The organism is Prosthecobacter sp. SYSU 5D2 (assembly GCF_039655865.1).
Classification (GTDB): domain Bacteria; phylum Verrucomicrobiota; class Verrucomicrobiia; order Verrucomicrobiales; family Verrucomicrobiaceae; genus Prosthecobacter.
In genome coordinates, this window is sequence record NZ_JBBYXL010000010.1 from 123,712 (window position 1) to 140,643 (window position 16,932).

10 protein-coding genes are annotated in these 16,932 nt (G+C 59.4%); 7 read left to right on the forward strand and 3 right to left on the reverse strand.

What is annotated here, in order from left to right; translation table 11 throughout:
* Window positions 1-78: 78 nt before the first annotated feature.
* From WJU23_RS17590 to WJU23_RS17600, 3 genes are read left to right on the forward strand one after another with little or no spacing between them, the layout of a single operon-like run.
* The gene (locus WJU23_RS17590) at window positions 79-2,271 is read left to right on the forward strand and encodes a polysaccharide biosynthesis tyrosine autokinase (RefSeq protein ID WP_346333917.1); all 2,193 of its coding nucleotides are present in this window, start codon (window positions 79-81) and stop codon (window positions 2,269-2,271) included.
* A gap of 24 nt (window positions 2,272-2,295) precedes the next feature.
* Window positions 2,296-2,859, forward strand: a complete 564-nt coding sequence (locus WJU23_RS17595; protein ID WP_346333918.1) for a polysaccharide biosynthesis/export family protein — start codon at window positions 2,296-2,298, stop codon at window positions 2,857-2,859.
* Between the two features lie 8 nt (window positions 2,860-2,867).
* Window positions 2,868-3,308 carry a YkgJ family cysteine cluster protein gene (locus WJU23_RS17600; protein ID WP_346333919.1) on the forward strand — a complete coding sequence of 147 codons (441 nt, stop codon included), beginning with the start codon at window positions 2,868-2,870 and terminating at the stop codon, window positions 3,306-3,308.
* 52 nt (window positions 3,309-3,360) lie between these two features.
* Here WJU23_RS17600 and WJU23_RS17605 read toward each other — a convergent pair whose 3' ends face one another.
* Window positions 3,361-4,146: a hypothetical protein gene (locus WJU23_RS17605; protein ID WP_346333920.1), complete on the reverse strand. Its 786-nt coding sequence runs from the start codon at window positions 4,144-4,146 to the stop codon at window positions 3,361-3,363.
* A gap of 155 nt (window positions 4,147-4,301) precedes the next feature.
* Between WJU23_RS17605 and WJU23_RS17610 the strand changes: the two genes are divergently transcribed.
* Genes WJU23_RS17610 through WJU23_RS17620 form a run of 3 tightly spaced genes read left to right on the forward strand, consistent with a single transcriptional unit; the run spans window position 4,302 to window position 10,416 of the window.
* Window positions 4,302-8,531: an FHA domain-containing protein gene (locus tag WJU23_RS17610; RefSeq protein WP_346333921.1), complete on the forward strand. Its 4,230-nt coding sequence runs from the start codon at window positions 4,302-4,304 to the stop codon at window positions 8,529-8,531.
* A gap of 24 nt (window positions 8,532-8,555) precedes the next feature.
* Complete coding sequence (locus WJU23_RS17615) at window positions 8,556-10,046, forward strand: Hsp70 family protein (protein ID WP_346333922.1); 1,491 nt, start codon at window positions 8,556-8,558, stop codon at window positions 10,044-10,046.
* A 34-nt stretch (window positions 10,047-10,080) separates the two neighbouring features.
* Window positions 10,081-10,416, forward strand: a complete 336-nt coding sequence (locus tag WJU23_RS17620; RefSeq protein WP_346333923.1) for a hypothetical protein — start codon at window positions 10,081-10,083, stop codon at window positions 10,414-10,416.
* Between the two features lie 29 nt (window positions 10,417-10,445).
* Here WJU23_RS17620 and WJU23_RS17625 read toward each other — a convergent pair whose 3' ends face one another.
* The gene (locus tag WJU23_RS17625; RefSeq protein WP_346333924.1) at window positions 10,446-14,090 is read right to left on the reverse strand and encodes a DEAD/DEAH box helicase; all 3,645 of its coding nucleotides are present in this window, start codon (window positions 14,088-14,090) and stop codon (window positions 10,446-10,448) included.
* Window positions 14,091-14,226: 136 nt separating this feature from the next.
* On the reverse strand, window positions 14,227-14,709 hold the full coding sequence (locus WJU23_RS17630; protein ID WP_346333925.1) for a TspO/MBR family protein: 483 nt from the start codon (window positions 14,707-14,709) through the stop codon (window positions 14,227-14,229).
* A 96-nt stretch (window positions 14,710-14,805) separates the two neighbouring features.
* Between WJU23_RS17630 and WJU23_RS17635 the strand changes: the two genes are divergently transcribed.
* Entirely contained in the window at window positions 14,806-16,851 is a 2,046-nt protein-coding gene (locus WJU23_RS17635; RefSeq protein ID WP_346333926.1) for a serine hydrolase, read from the forward strand.
* Window positions 16,852-16,932 lie beyond the last annotated feature (81 nt).

A 16,932-nucleotide genomic window follows, 5' to 3' on the forward strand; every position in this document is an offset into this window, starting at 1 on the left:
AGCGCCCGGCTTTCTTGTCGGCGCTGGCGGGTTGATGAAATCCCGGTTCTCTAACTTTTCCAGATAATCAACACAGCTATGCGCGAAAATGGAAATGAACTTCAGCAACAGGCCCTGGACTCCTGGCAGGTCATCCGCAACCGCTTTGGCCTGATCATCCTGTCGTTTCTCCTCGTCTTCGCCACGGCGGCCATCATCACCTACATCATGCCGCGCAAGTATCGCGGGCGGGTGGAGATGAAAATTGAGCGCATCCAGAACAAGGTGCATGTCTTCCAGCGGAGCACGGAAGACATGATGGCCCCCAGTGATGTGGTGATCAAGAACGAGTTTGAGAGCATCACGAAGCCGGAAACGCTTTATCCCGTCATTGAGAAGCTGGATCTGCAAAAACGCTGGGCGCTGCCCAACCGGCAGGCGGCGCTCTCGAAATTGAAAGGCAATCTGGACACGCAGTCGAGCGTGCGTTCGGATTTTGTCGTCATCGAGTTTTTTGATCCGGATCCGGTGCTGGCGGCGGAGGTGGCCAATGCGGTCTATCAGAGCTACATGACACGCCGGGTGGAGGTGGAATCCAAGCAGAAGCAGGATGCCCTGGCCATGCTCGGCAAGCAGATATCCGAGCAGGAACAGCTGCGGGACCAGGCGCGGCTGAAAATGCAGGAAGCCCGGAAAAAGGGGAACATTGTCGGGGAGTGGTTTTCCAGTGGTACGAATTCCACCGCGCCCGGGGCGAACCTGCGCACGACGGAGGATTCCATGGTCATGACGCGCGAGCAGGCGCTGCTGCAGGCGGATCTGGAGGTGCAGTCGCTGCGGGCAGAGATCGAGGAACTCAGCAAGCTGGAGGGAGATGAACTGGTTTCGCGAGCATCGGGCCTGAAACTGGAGAATACCAATGTCACAAGCATGATGGCAGAGCTGAACAAGCTGCAGGTGACACGTGAGGGTCTGGTGAATGCCGGGCGGGGACGTAAGCACCCGGAGGTGATGGGGGTGGACAGCCAGATCGTCCTGTCCAAACAGCTCATCCTGGATGCGGTCAAAGCGCACCTGGCGGCCTTGCAGACGCGGCTGGACTTTGCGCAGAAGCGTTATGAGGCCCTGAAAAATTCCAATGAGGATGCTAAGGCGGAGATGTTCGACCAGCAGTCGGCACAGAATGATTACAAGACGGCGGTGGATGATGTGGCCTACATTGAGAACCTGCTTCTGCAGCTCAAGTCCAGCTACTTTGAGACCAAGGCCGGGCTGGAGCTGGTGAAATCTCCCGCCACCCTGTATGCAAAGGCGGAGCCTGAGGGCAAGCCGGCCAAGCCCAATGTGGCGCTGAACCTCGCGCTGGGCGGGGTGCTGGGGCTGATGCTCGGGGTGGGGCTGGCCTTCTTCCTGGAGTACATGGACACGTCGGTGAAGAGCCTGGATGATGTGGAGCGTTTCCTGGGTGTGCCGGTGCTGGCGGTCATTCCCAAGGACGTGGCTGTTTTGCATCGTGCCAGCGGCTTTAACCCGGATGCGGAGGCCTACCGAATTTTGCGGACTAACATTGAGTTTAACAGAAGGAATCCGGATGCGAATTGCATCACTGTGACCAGCGGCGGTGCCGGGGAAGGGAAGTCCACCACGCTTTGCAACCTGGCCTTTGTCTGTGCGCAAGGAGGCTACAGCGTGCTGCTGATTGATGCGGATCTGCGCCGTCCGCGCATGCACACTCTGTTTGATGTCAGTAACGCAGTCGGCCTGACCAATTATCTGACCACGAATGTGCAGCTGGAGGAGGTGGTGGTGCGCACGCCGGTGGATAACCTGTATTTCCTGCCCAGCGGCATGCTGCCGGCGGACAGTGCCGGAGTGCTGAACTCCCAGCGGATGTCCGAGCTGATTGCCGATGCGAAAAGCCGATTCGACCTAGTGCTCATTGATTCACCACCCATTCTGGGGGTCAGCGATGCATCGGTGCTTTCCAATGAGGCGGATCTCACACTCATCGTGGTGCAGCATCGCAAGCTGCCCCGTCACATGCTGATGCGGGTTAAGCAGACGGTGGAAAATGTCGGTGGTACGGTCCTGGGCGTGGTGCTGAACAATGTGGATCTGCGCAGCGACTCGCAGTACCAGTACTACACCAGCTACTACACTTATTACTCGCCTAACAACACGGCGGCTCCGGCGGGCAGCAAACCTGAAAAGCGTAAAAAACAGGTCCAGCCGGGGCATGTGGCCCAGGCATCCCCTGCACCTTCGCAGACTCCCCGTGGCGATCTTTTTTAAACGGGTGTATATTGGATCATGATTATGAAAACACTGCTTTCCCTCCTGGCCGCTGCGGCGGTGGGGCTGCCTTGTGCGTATGCCCAAAACGGCGAGCTTCCGCTTCGTCCGGGTGACCGCATCACCATTTCCGTGGGGGCGATTCCGGACAACGAAGTGCCGCAAATACGTGGTGTCTATACGGTCAGTGACGGGGGGACCATCAACCTGCTGCACATCGGTGAGGTGCGGGCCAGCGGTCTGAAACCTTCGACGCTTCAGCGCACCATTGAGCAGACCTACATCAGCCGGGAGATCTACACCCGGCCAAACGTGCTGGTTTCCATTGACAGCGTGGGGGATGCGACGATGCGGCAGGTGACGGTGACAGGCGTGAACAAGCCTGGCGGGGTGCCTTATCAACAAGGGATGACGCTTTCCCGCGCGATCATGTCGGCTGGCGGGCCGACCCCGTTTGGCAGCATGAAAAAGGTGAAGCTGCTGCGTGCCGGGCGGGCACCCACCATTCATAATCTTTCCAACGGCATCGGCAATCCTGCCGTGGATGTGCTGGTGCAGCCGGATGACCAGATCATCGTGCCTGAATAATTCCTGCTGTGGCCCGCAAGCAGCCTGATCCCGCCCTCCGTGCCACCTACGAGGAGGTGAAGGCCGTGTATGCGGAGCTGGAGAAGCGGCCGATGGAGCGCGACTGTCAGATGCGCACCCAGTGCTGCCATTTCCGGCTGACGGGGAAGACGCCGTTTTTAACTTTGGGGGAGGCGCTGTATGCCGCCCAGGGAGTGCGCGCGAGCGGGCGCAAAGTCATCAAGCCCCATCCGGACGGCGCCTGCCCGCTGCTGGGCAAGGAAGGGCGCTGCACCATCTATGCCCACCGGCCTTTTGGCTGCCGCACCCATTTCTGCCAGCCTGCCGGGGGCATGTATCCGCGCAAGCACATTGCGGATCTCATTCACCGGCTGGAGGCCCTGGATGAAAAACTGGGCGGCGATGGCTCCCGGGAACTGGAGCCTGCGGTGGCGGATGCGCTGAAGTGAGGGGGCAGACGCCCAACGACTCAGGATTTCGGTGCTACGAAGTGTAAGAATCTCACAGCTTCCGCTTGTACCCGTCGCAGCGGTTATGCCAGCCAGCGAGCCAGCGCTGTTCTTTGCGCGCAGCGGGAGCATTTTGTACGCGGCGCGAGAGGACGGCTTTGGCGGATTCGGCAAAACCGGCCGGGGTTGGCTGCTTCATGCCTTCCAGGACTTGCAGGAGGCCCCAGCCCTGGCCGTTATAGCGCTCCGTAGGGGCGGTGCCCTCACCTTTGAAATTGACGTAATCAATGAGGCAGAACGCTCCCTCCGGGGTGGCCAGGAGAGCATCGAAGTGAGCCTGAACCAGACTGGGCTTTTTGCTGCTGGCCTTCATTTTCGGCAGGGCACGCTGCAGGCGGGCGATGATGAATTCCGTCTGCAGGCCGACGGTTTTGGAAAGGGTGCTGCGCAGTTCCGTCTGGCGGGGACCGTTTTTGTCCGCCTCAAAGGCGGCCTTTCTGGGCCAGGGGCATGGGCCCTGGGTCCAGGCAGGCATGGCCACGCCACGTGATTGCAGGAAGGCGGCGAGGGGCGGGAAGCTTTCTTCAAACGGGCCTCTTTTCCCGGCCGGATACCAAATGAAATGGCCGATGCCCAGGGAGGCGAAGGCCTCGCCAGCATTCCAGCTGGTCAGGCCGGCGACGGTGCCTGCGCATTCGTTCTGCCAGATACGCTGTCCCACCCGCTGCAACTGGGCGGCGCTGAGCTGGACGCCTGCGCTGGGTGCCGAAACTGGGGCGGTACAGGCTCCCAGAAGAAAAATTAGCCCAGAAAGTTTTAAAACTCTGCGGAGATTCATATTTTGGTTAGATTAAGTTAATCTGGCAGTTCTGGCAGGAGTCTGAAATGATGGCATGCCGATGCGAACTGAGCAGCCAACTTGGTTTATTAAGATTGATTCAATGATTTTCCAAAATTAATCTCGCCGTCCCGATCCACAGTTACGCTCCCTGCATGCCTTATCTGGCCTTCAACCTCAATGACGGAAACGAATTCGTCTTCGACATCCTCGAAGAACGTCTCTCCATTGGCAGGGACTCCAAGAATGACATCGTTATTGACAATACTTATATCTCCGGGTTTCACGCCGAGTTCATCCGTCAGGCGGATGGGGGTTACGAATTGCTGGATCTGAAGTCATCGAATGGTACCTTCGTGAATGGGAAGCGCATTGAGCGTACCGGAGTGAAAGGGGGGGATAAAATCCGTTTTGGCCAGTTGGATTCCCGTTTCCGGGAGCGCCCGCCCAAAGGCATGGCTCCAGCCGCAGAAGTGAAATCCCCCTCCACTGGCAAGGGACAGCCGGTCCGCACAGACGGACGGCGCGGCGATACAGAATCAATCCCCGCCAGGGACACGGCGGCGAAATCCGACACCAGTCCAATAGCCCCTGTCAAGGTCCCGCTTGTCCGGACGGAAGGAACAGGAGGGGAGGGGCCATCGCTGGCTGCTCCACAGACCAGCCCCATCCAGCGGCCTGCGGGGCTGGACCCTGCTTTGCAAAAACAGACGGAAGAGTTACGGCTGGAAACGACCGCGCTGAAAAAAGAGCGTGACCTTTTGCGGGAAGAAAATGAAAAGGAGCGCGGACGTCGCGAAGAGATGCTGGAGTTGGAAAAGCGCATCGAAGAGCGGCAGAAATCCGCTGAGGAGCTGGAGACCCGGATCGCCGGGCTAAAGGCGACGCTGGGCAGCGCGGAGGCGGACATCTCCCAACTCGAGATCAAACGACGGGAGGCTGCCAACCTACACAGCCAGGTGGAGTCCTCCCGCAGTGAGCTGGCCAAAGTCCAGGGGGACATCGCGATGGCGGCCAAGAGTCTTCAGTCTCTCCACATGGAGGCTGACAAATCCAACGCTGAGCGCAGCACAATGGTGAAAGAAAGGGAGGTGGCTCTGGCGGAACTGGCCGCCTTGCGTGAGCAGATCCAGCAGGCCGAAGCAAAGACAAAAGAAGCCATTGAGAAGCTGACGGAGGCGCAAAAATCTGAAAGCACGGACGTTCAAGGCCGCAGCGCAGAATTGCGGGCGCTGGAAGAGCAGGCCGTGGTCCGAAAGATGGAGATCAAGGACCTGGAAGGGAAACTTGAAGAGCTCCGTCAGGAAGAGGCGAAACTGGCCGTGAGGCTGAAGGAACAGCAGACCCTCAACGCGGACATGCAGCAACTGGAAGCCGAGGTCAAAAAGCTGCAGACACAAAGAGACCAGCTTCGTGAACGGGAGCAGAATGCGGAGGCGGAAGCCGCACAGAAGCTGGCCGGACTGGAAGAAAAAGTCCGCGTCAAGACAGACGAGTTGCAAGCCTTGGAACGGCGCTCGGCCGATCTCACCAACAGGCTCGACGATCTGGCTGCAGCAGATACGCAGCTCAAGAGTTCCAGTGATGCTCTGAAAGCGGTGGAATCCCACAAAGCTGAACTGGCTGCCTCCATCACCCAGATGACCCGTGAGCGGGATGCCCTCTCGCGTGATCTGCTGGAAAGAACGGAGAAAGGCCGTGCGCAGCACACGCTTACCCAGACGCTTGGCAGCAGACGCGAAGCCCTGGAGAAAGAAATCCGCAGTCTGGAGGAGCAGAAAGAAACAGTCTCCACCGAGCTGGGCAAATCTCGTGAAACCCTCCGCCAGACAGAAGCCACCCTGGAGGACTGCCAGCAGCAGGTCAAAGCCGCTGAGGCCAAAACCCATGAGCTGGCTGGCAGCCTGAAAACCCAGCTGGAAGCCAGCCAGCAGGAGCTCACGTCGGCTGAGGCCAGACTGGAAAGCCTGAAAGGCCAGATCGCAGAAAAGGAAAAGCAGTTTGCCGAACTTGGCGAGTCTGAGAAAAAGCTGGCGGAGGTCCGGGCAGAGCTTGCCACGGCCAAGCAGGACCAGGAGAAGGCCAAAGGCGAATGCCAGCGTCTGCAGACGGAGCAGTCCGGGCTTGAAAACCGGGTGACTGTGCTACGCACCGACGCGGACAAACTGCAGTCCGAGTTGGCCGGCAAGCTGAAGGAACTGGCTGACAGCGAAGCCCGTATGAGCCAGCTCACCGGGGAAACAGCCGGGCTGGAGATCAAGGTCAAGGAACTCGCGTCAGTGGAAGAGCGGCTGGAACAAAGCCGTGCTTTGCTGGCCAAAAGCCAGGAAGAGCATGAAAAACTGACTGCGATTCTGCTGCCCATGGCGGCAGAGCGGCAGGAACATGAAAAGGTGCTGCCCGGCCTCAAGGCGGAAACCGACAGCCTGCGTGCGCATATGTCCGCGCTGCTGCGTGACAAGCAGGCCACGACTGCCGCCCTGGAGAAGGCGCAGACGGACCGCAAGGCGGCCCTGGACCAGACGGAAGCCCTGCGCACGGAAGCTGCCAACCTGGAAAAGCTGCTCCACGACAAACGCAACAATCTGGAGGCTGAAACGAAGGCCAAACTGGCGGATGCAAGTGCTGCAGATGCCCGTTTGCGTGAACTCCAGGCGCAAATTTCCGCCAGCGAAACTCGCACTGCCGAGCTGGCCGGGAAAGAGCAGCAGCTGACCATTGCCAGCGCAGCACTGATTGAGGCTGAGAAGCAGCGCCAGGCCGAGGAGAAGACCCTGGCGGAGCTGTCAGGACTGCAGGAAAGTCTGCGCAAAGAGATTTCGCGATACGAAGCGGAATCCAAAACCCTCCTTTCCCAGATCACTGAACTGGGAAAGAAAGCCAAAGCGGAGGAAACCCGCGCAGGCGATGCGGAGACCCGTCTTCAAAAGGCTACCGCTGCGGCCCAGTCCACAGAAGCGAAGCGGCTGGAATCTGAAGCCGCCATCGCCAAAGCCCGGGAGGAGGAAAAACTTCTGCGCAAGCAAATCCCGACGCTCAATACAGAGCTCGCCGGTTTGCAGGCCATGCTGACCAGCCTCACCAAAGAAAGGGAGGAAGCCTCCCAGTTTGTCACCCGGCTGAATGTCACGACGGAGAATGCCAACAAGAAACTGGCTGACGTCCAGCAACAGATTTCCCAGCTTGAGGCTGCCCACCAGGTGCGTGAGGAACGGCTGATGAAAGCCCAGGAGGAGGTGGACAGGGAAGCCGCCCGGCTGAAAGCAGCCCAGGAAGCCACCCGTGCTGCCGAGCAGTCCCTGCAAGTCCTGGAAAGGGAGGTGCGGGAATCCCGCCAGAGGTCAGATGCGGCGCGCACGCAGGCCACCGGACTGGAAGCGGAACTGAACACCCGCATGGACCGCGTGGAAAACCTGAAGCTCGAAGAAACACGCCTCCTCAAGGAAGTGGATTCGCAAAGGCTGGAGGTGCAGAGCAGCAAAGCGGTGCTGGCCGAACTGCAGGACAAAATACGTCAAGAAGAAAGCCGCCTGGCCGAGTTTACCCAGACCGGCGGCAAAGTGCTGACACTCGGCGCGGCTCTGGCCGGACTGGAAGCCCGGCAGGGCGAGGTCGGAAAATCCCTGCGGGATGCGGCTGAGCGGGAGCTGGCCCTGCAAGTCAAGATCAATGCCCTGCAGGAAGCCGTAAACCGGGAATCCGCCCGTGTGGAGCAGGTGAAGAAAGAGCGCACTGCCGTGGAGGCCGAGCTGGGGACCTACACCCAGCAGGCAGAAAAACAGGCCGCCAGTTTGCAGGCAGCAGAGAGCGAGCAGCGCAAGCGCCTGGCGGACATTGATACCCAGGTCCGCGAGCACTCCGCCACAGCGGACCGCCTGAAGGCCGAGATCACGTCCCTTCATGACCGTCGCGCTGAGTTTGCGCAGGCTGAAGCGCAGTTGCATCACTGGCAGGAGATTGAGGCAAGGCTGCGCGGCCAGCTTCTGGAGCTGGAGGAAAAGCACGAAATCCTCCGCCGCGGACTGGCCACGGAGGAATCCACCGTGGTCATGTTTGCCCATGACATCATCAAGCGCATTGACCTCATTGATGCGCTCAGCTCCCGCTATGCCGGTCACAATGGAGGTGACGTGGTGGCCCAGTTGCGCACCTTGCGGCATTCCTTTGAAGACATCCTGTTCCAGCACGGCATCAGCGAATTTGACGTGGGGGGCGGGCTGGAGGTGGATGTGGAGCTGCGCCGGCGCATCACCGTTGTGGAATCCATCCCTGGTAAAAATAAACCACGCGTGGTGGAAACCTGCCGTTCCGGGTTTATCTACTCCCGCGAGGAAGGCCATGAGCTCATCCTGCGCAAGGTGGAGGTGAGAACTTCCAGCCAGTAGATTTCTTTTTTTATCCTTTTTGTTATGGCAGAATACGTTGGCATTGATCTTGGCACCACGCTCTCGGGCCTGGCTTATTTGAAACCTGATGGCAATCCCGAGATCGTGCCAAATTCCGATGGGGAGCGTCTGACTCCATCCGTGGTGTTTTTTGAAGCGCATGAAGATGTGAAACTGGTGGGCAGCCCGGCGCGTGACGGCGGGGAGCCGGACCGCACCATTTTCCAGATCAAGCGTCACATGGATGACCCGGAATACCTGGTGGAGATTGACGGCAAAAAGTGGACTCCGGCGGAGATCTCTGCGCTCATCCTGGCCAAACTGAAGCGGGATTGCTCCAAGATCATCGGGGACATTGAGGAAGTCGTCATCACCGTACCGGCGAACTTCAATGAACTGGCCCGCAAGAGCACCATCGCCGCCGCAGAGATGGCGGGGATGCGCGTGAAGAGGTTGGTCAATGAGCCGACAGCCGCAGCCGTTTATTATGCGCACAGCCAGAGCGTGCAGGGCCGGATCCTGGTCTTTGATATGGGCGGTGGCACGTTGGATGTGACCATCCTGCAGGTGGAAGGCGATAATATCCGCATCCTGACCAGCGAAGGCGCGCGGCACCTGGGCGGCAGCAATATTGATGACATGCTGCTGACGGCTTATGCGGAGCAGTACACCAAGCAGACAGGTGCGCCGCTTTACAACGAGGAGCGCCACCGCCGCCGCGTACTCCTGGCCACGGAAGATGCCAAGAAGATGCTCTCCAAGCTCCAGCGTGTGAATGACACGGTGGCCAATGACAAGAACGACGGCCTGGCCCGAATTGACCTGTCACGGGACGCTTTTGAAAAGATGATCCGCCACATGCTGACCCGCACGCTAATGCTGGTGGAGCAGGCCCTGGATTCGGCCAAACTGAAGGTGGGGGACATAGATCATGTGGTCCTCGTCGGCGGTTCCACCCGCATCCCGAAGGTGAAGACCATTCTGGAGAAGATGTTTTCCAAGACGCCCAAGTCCTGCGGCAATGTAGATGAATGTGTAGCGCTCGGCGCGGCCCTCTTTGCCAAAAAATCCGCCCGCATCCAGGAGGTCTGCAATGCCAGCTACGGCACGGTGGCCATGGTGTACAACGCCAAGACGGGGGAGGAGAAGCTGATGAACTCCGTGGTCATTCCAAAGAACACTCCCATTCCCTGCTCCCGCACCCAGGTCTATCAGACCAGCGAGGACAACGAGCGTGTCATCGAGGTGGACATCACCCAGGGCGAGGATGAGGACGCCAAATTTGTGGACATCATCGGCCGCATCACTCTGGAGGTGCCGCCGAACCGGCCCAAGGGCTGTGAGGTGGCCGTGACCTTCAGCTATGATGAAAACCAGCGTGTGCGTGCTCTGGTGCTGGACAAGCAGTCCGGACGCAGCCGTGAGGTGGCGGTGAGCTATAAAGGTGCAGGGGTGCTCTCCGATGAAGATCTCAAGCGCAAGAGCGCGCATCTGCGCACGATGAGAATCGAATAACGCCAGCGGCATCCACCCCCAGCCCAACACCGCGATGTTTAAAAAAATCCTACAATCCCTGTCGAAGTCCCAGGCTGCCAAACCGGCCGCCGCCCCTGTCAGCAAACCGGCGGAAACCGCCCGGCCCGGTTCTGTCTTGCAGCGGATGGCTCCTGTTCCGGTAGCTGCTGCGCCCTCAGTCCGCAGCCCGGAAGATCTGTGCGAAATCCCCCCCAAGATGCCGAAGGAACAGATCCAGGCGCGGCTGAAACTGCTTTACCGCCGTTACAACCGCAGCGCCTCCAGCCTGGATCCCAAGATCCGTGGTGAAGCCGATGCGATGCTGGATGCTATTGTCCGCGTCCGCGAAAAACACTTTGGAGAGATCTGAGATGACACCGCCCGGCGCGGTGCAGCCATCTAGCCTAACAAAAAGCTAAAGTCACTAAGGGTAAGGCCCTGGGCGAAGCTTTCCTCCCCCAGGATGTCCTGGGCAAGCGCGCCTTTCTGCTTTTGGAGCATGCGGATTTTTTCCTCGATGCTGTCCTTGATGAGCAGGCGGTAGGCAAACACGGTCTGCTTCTGGCCGATACGGTGGGTGCGGTCAATGGCCTGGGCCTCCACGGCAGGATTCCACCAGGGGTCGTAAAGGATGACGTAGCTGGCGGCGGTGAGGTTAAGCCCGAACCCGCCTGCCTTGAGGCTGATGAGGAAGATGGCCGGACCGTCATGCTCCTGAAAGGCGCTGACCAGGGCACCCCGGTCCTCCGTAGCACCGGTGAGAATGAAGGTGGTCCAGCCTTGCTGACTGGTCTCTGCCTGGATGATCTCCAGCATCTCCACGAACTGGGAGAAGACGAGCACCTTCTGGCCCTCCTCCATGATGGGCTCCATCTGCTCGATGAGAGCGGCCAGCTTGGCGCTTTCGACCTTGGAGGCGGCGGCTTTCTTTTTGCGCTTGCCGGGCTGGGCTTCTTCAGGAACGGCGGCCTTTTCCAGGCCGATAAGGCGTGGGTCGCAGCAGATCTGGCGCAGGCGCAGGAGGCTGGTGAGAATGTTAAAACGAAACTTGTCTAGCTGGCGGCTGGTTTCGACTTTGAGGAGCTGCGCGCGTGCACGTTTGATCTCCGCCTGGTAGAGGGTGGCCTGGGTGCCTTCCATTTCCACGATGAGGTCTTCCTCCACGCGGTCCGGCAGGTCGGTGGCGACTTCTTGTTTGGTGCGGCGCAGGAGAAAGGGCTTGGTGCGGGCGGCCAGGCGGCGGCGGGCCAGCGGGTCCTCGCTAGCATCAAAGATGCGGTTAAAGCTGGCACGGCTGCCGAGGATGCCGGGCATGGCAAAGGCGAAGATGGACCAGAGATCCAGCAGGCGGTTTTCAATTGGCGTGCCGGTGAGTGCCAGGCGATGCCGGGCATCCAGAGCGCAGGCGGCTTTGGCACTTTGGGAGGTGGGGTTCTTGATGGCCTGGGCCTCGTCCAAAATGACGGCTCCCCAGCTCACCTCACGGAGGGTTTCTTCGTGGATGCGAAGATGCGGGTAGTGGATGACGAGGAGGTCTGCCTGGCCATCCAGACCGGTTTTGCCGGCATTGCTACGGTTCCAGACTTCCACTTTCAAGTCCGGGCAGAAGCGGGCGGCCTCGGCACGCCAGTTGTCCTGGACGGACTTCGGGCAGACGACGAGCAGTGGTTCCTTTACTTTTTGTTCGGCGCGTAGCCAAGCCATCCAGGTGAGGGCTTGCAGGGTCTTGCCCAGGCCCATGTCATCCGCCAGCACGCCGCCGAAGCGGTTGGTGGAGAGGTAGGCCAGGAAATGGAATCCCTCGGTTTGATACTGGCGCAGCGTGGCACTGATCGCGGCAGGTTGGTCCGGGGTGACGCGGGTTTCGATTTCCTCCAGCCGGCGGCGCACCTGCTGCGCGCGTTCCGCAGGAAGGAGATGGCTGTCACCACGGGCCACACTGCCGAGCTGCAATGCGTGAAGACGTTGTTTCTCCCCGGTGAGCTGATGGGTGGAGAGGCCCAGATCGGCCAGGTCCTGCTGCTGCTGGGTGGAGAGGTCGAATTCAAGCTTCCGCCAGCCTTTGCTCCCCAGCTTGACCCATCTGCCCTTGGCCTTCAGCAGGAGGTCAATTTCTTCTTGAGTCAGGGTGTGGTCGCTTACATCCAAGGCCAGGCTGAGATCAAACCAGTCCACACCGCTTTTGGATTCCTCAATGTCCAGGCGCATCGTCCCGGCCACCTTGCCATCGCGAAGGGTGGCCAGCTCGGCATCCAGTTCCACGTTGATGCCGGGCGGACGGCGGTCCAGCCAGGCGAGGAACTGGTCCGGCCAGTCTTTGCCGACGATGCGTTGTTCCACTTTTGCTTCGCCGTCGCTGGTGGGGCGCAGGGACATCTGGCGCAACCAGGCCCCTGTCGGGGAAAGGGCGGATTTGTCGAGCTGGATGAGCTGCGCGGAATTCTTCTGGGAGGCCTGGTGGCGGTAGTGGGTGATCCATTGGCTGCCATTCCAGACCCGGGGTGCTTCCACGCCGCCGAAAGAGGCTTTGGCGTCCAGGCGAAAGTATTCACTGGGGGAATGGGAATAGCGGTGGATCCCGCTGCGGATGGTAATGTCCGCCTTGACCAGCTTGATTTTCCCGGCCAGCCGGGCCGGTGGTTCGAGGCCCAGCTTGGCCAGGGCACTGACGCCCTCGCGTGTCTCCAAGGCCTGGGCAGGAATGGTGACCGGCCAGGTTTGCCGTTCATTTTTGAAGGGCCAGTAAGACAGGGGATAAACCACCTCGCTGGTGACGTAATGCATGGGGCTGCCGGGAAGAATGGCGACGGGCGGTGGCGGTGCTATGCCTTCTGCGGTCAACAGGCGCAGCTTGTAATTGCCGGTGGCGTCCAGGGCTGGCAGAAGCTCCCATTTCAGGGCTTCTTCAGAAATCTGTACCGGCTCCCCGGAGGCGGAGGCGACATGCAGGAAAAACATGTCCTGACTGCTGATCAGGCGGGCCAGACTGCGGTTCAGGCTTTCTGACATCGCACCAATCTCTGAGCCGATGACTTCGCGGTACATGCCCTGGGCTGACTGCAGCACGATGCTGGAGCCAGCGCTGAGCTGGGGGACTTGTGGCCCGTAAGAAGGGCCATAGGAAGGCCCGTGAGAGGCATTTTGACTGAGTTCCTTGAGCAGTTTTTGGGTGACTTTGCCAAACTCCGCATCGCCTGGATGACGGACCTGGATCAATGCGGCGCTGGAATGCAGGACGAGGCGGAGTTCTGGAGCGGGAGCACCGGCTTCCTCCTCAGGCTCCTGCCAGCTGCCGAGATTTTTTTTCCACTCTTCGATCTCCTGAAGGCGCTGCCATTTTTTCAGAAGCTCTTTTTGCAGCATTGGGTCCACGACTTCGGGGAGTGGGGGCGGCATCTCCAGGCTGGATTTCTTCATGGCCATGGCCAGGTAGGCGATGAATTCCCAGAGAGTGGTGGGAGGCAGTTCATCCGGCCACAGGCTGAGCTGACGGTAGCCCCAGTAATTGCTGCGGCCACAGGCCTGATGAATCTCCATTTGATCCACCAAGGAGGTTTTGTTCAGCCACCAGGGCTCCACTGTAGCGAGGAATTTGAGGGCTGTTTTGTTCAGCTTTTTGCCCACTTTGGCTTCGATCTGGCCGGCGAAAGAATCGGGAGGAAGGGATGGGACTTCGAATGCCGTGGGTTTTTCCGGTCTGCCTGAAAGAGTGCCGGCTGGGGATGCGACGGATTTGGCATGGCCAGCGTGTTTGCGCAGTTCCAGGATGACGGCGGCGGCGTGTTTGCAGTCATGTTGGTAGGGGCAGGTGCAGTCTGTGACGGCTTCCGGGCCATCAAAGAAAAGAGTGGTCGTATAAAGCTTCCCCCCCTGGACCCTGGCCTCCAGCCCCAGCCCGTCCTCCACCCGGCGCAGGCTGCGCACCGCCCGTTCACGCATGAGGGCCGCACCCCGGCTGACGATGTGAGACTCAAAGAGATTCAGCGCTGCAATGATGGATTCTCTTTGTTCCTGGGTGAGCTGAATGACGGCGGCAGCGGACATGATAATTAAACCGCAGAAAGAAGCATGCTGCGGTCTGGCTTCCAGAGTTTTCCCATGAATACTGTGGGATGGCTGTGGCCAGGCAGATGCGCCGATGGCGTGCCAATGGCCGCTTCATGATAGGGCTTGAGCTGCTTCAAGGATTCATCCGCCAGAGAGTGAAATTGAGCGTCGTTGCAAAAGTCACCCAGGCCAGATAGGGAACCAAGAGCAGGCCAGAAGACAACCTCACCCGCCAAAAGTTAATCAGCGTCAGCAGGATGGCCAGCCATAGGGCGATGATGACAGCCAGGGCGGCACCCATTTGATGGGCACCGAAGAAGACGGGAGTCCAGGCGGCATTGAGGGCCAGTTGAATGAAATACAAGGTCAGGGGTCGGCGCTGCCGGGTCCACCCGCCCTGCTTCCACACCAGCCAGGCGGCGACGGCCATGAGGGTATAAAGCAGCGTCCAGGCGGGACCAAAAACCCAGGAGGGCGGATTCCAGGAGGGTTTGTTCAGGCCCGCATACCACTCGCCAGGAAGGGTAAAGGCTCCCAGGGCCGGAGCACAGAAGGTGATTACCAGGAACCCCAGCAGAGCCAGGGTTGAGTTCCATTTGGAAAGAGCAGGTTTCATTCGGAATCACTCTATACACCTTGTCAGGCATTCGCCAGCGTGCAGTCTGATCATCTTCAACGGAAAGGAGGCGGGCGCAGATGAAGTAATGGGTTTATGCCCATCTCTTCTTTGCGCGCCTGCTTTTTTCTGCTGGTTCTTCACAGCGCCTTGCAGGCCCAGGTTCCGGGAGGCTCTTGGGAAAAGCTGGCCGATCCTGCCAAAAAAGGCTGGTCAGTGGGAAAGCTCCAGGCCGCACGGCAATACACCAGCACGCTGGACACGGAAGCTGTGATGATCGTCGTGGACGGCAAGGTGCTGGATGAATGGGGCGCGGTTGAGCAGCGCTTCAATGTACACTCCATCCGCAAGAGTTTCCTGAGCGCACTCTATGGCATTCAGGTGGAGGGGGGCAGCATCAAAATGGAGGAGACGATGGCTGACCTGGATGTGGGTGATAACGAACCCGGCCTAACTGATATTGAAAAAAAGGCCACCGTGGCGGATTTGCTGAAGGCGCGTTCCGGCATCTATCATCCTGCCCTTTATGAGACAGCGAAAATGAAGGCGGCACGCCCGCAGCGGCACAGCCACAAGCCGGGGGAGTTCTGGTATTATAACAACTGGGACTTCAATGCCCTGGGCACCGTCTATGAGCAGAAGACCGGGGCTGGCATTTATGAGGACTTCAAAAAGCAAATTGCGGATCCCATAGGCATGCAGGATTACCGCGTGGAGGATGGCGAGTATGTGACGGGCGCGGATTCCATCCATCGGGCCTATCCATTCCGCATGACTGCGCGGGACATGGCACGCTTCGGCCTGCTGTTTTTACGCGGAGGCCAGTGGGACGGCAAGCAGGTGATCCCGGCGGCGTGGGTGGAGGAAAGCACCACCTCGTATTCCAATGCTGGCAACAGCGGCGGATACGGCTACCTTTGGTGGATCGCCACCGGTGGGAAGCATTTTCAAGGTGTAAGTCTGCCGGATGGCAGCTATTCGGCACGCGGAGCAGGCGGCCATTACATCCTGGTCGTGCCGCCGCTGGATCTCGTCATAGTGCACCGGGTGAATACGAACAAGTCGGGCCGCAGAGTGGAATCCACCCAGTTTGGTGAGCTGGTGCGCCTGATCCTGCAAGCCCATGAAACGGCAGGAGAGACCTCTTCGTCCTCCTCTGTTCTGGACCGGGAGGTGCCGGTGCTCATGACGAAGCACCATGTGCCTGGCGTGGCGGTCATTGGCATTGAAAACCACCGCATCACCTGGGAGAAATACTTCGGTGTGCGCGAGGCCGGAAAGGAGGCACCGGTGGATGAGCGCACCGTTTTTGAGGCGGCTTCCATGACCAAACCGCTGGCGGTGTATGCGGCCTTGAAGCTGGTGGAGCAAGGCAAGCTGGACATGGACCGTCCTCTGAACGAATACCTGCCCGCGCCTTACCTGCCGGATGAGCCGTTGCACCTCAAAATTACCGCACGCATGGTGATGAGCCACACGGGCGGCTTCCCGAACTGGCGGGGTGACAAGCCGCTGAAGGTCATGCATGAGCCAGGCACAAATCACCTGTATTCGGGAGAAGGCATACTCCTTCTCCAGCGCGTCATGGAGCAGATCACCGGGGAGGATTTGCAGCCCTATCTGCAGCGGACCCTCATGGAGCCGCTGGGCATGAAAAGCAGCAGTCTCATCTGGCAGGAGGCCTATACAGTCCATGCCGCTGCCGGTCATGATGATGAAGGCAGGGCCAAAACCGGGCGTAAGCTCTATACACGACCAAATGCCGCCTACAGTCTGTATTGCACCCCACGGGACTATGCGGCCTTCGTTTTGGAAATGATGAACCCGGATCGCAGCGCCCCGCATTCCCTCACTGCTGAATCCATCAAGTCCATGCTCACCCGCACCGGTCCGGTTACAGATAAAGAGGGACTCACACGGCGGGATGGCCGAACCGGCGAGGAGGTTCGCTACGGCCTTGGCTGGAGCATCGAAAGCACTGCCTCTGGTGATCGCATCCGCCATGGCGGCTCCAACGGTACCGGTTTCCGCAGCTACACGGAGTTTGATCCCAAGTGCGGACATGGAATGGTGATCATGACTAACAGCACCCAGGGAGATGAGCTTTGGCAGGAGGTGGTCAGGCTCATAGGCACCCCATGAGGCGGGCTATTTCTTATGCCGGGCCGTTATCACAGAACCTCTAAAATAGTATCACCACCTCCTTTTTTTGCCAGTTGCCTG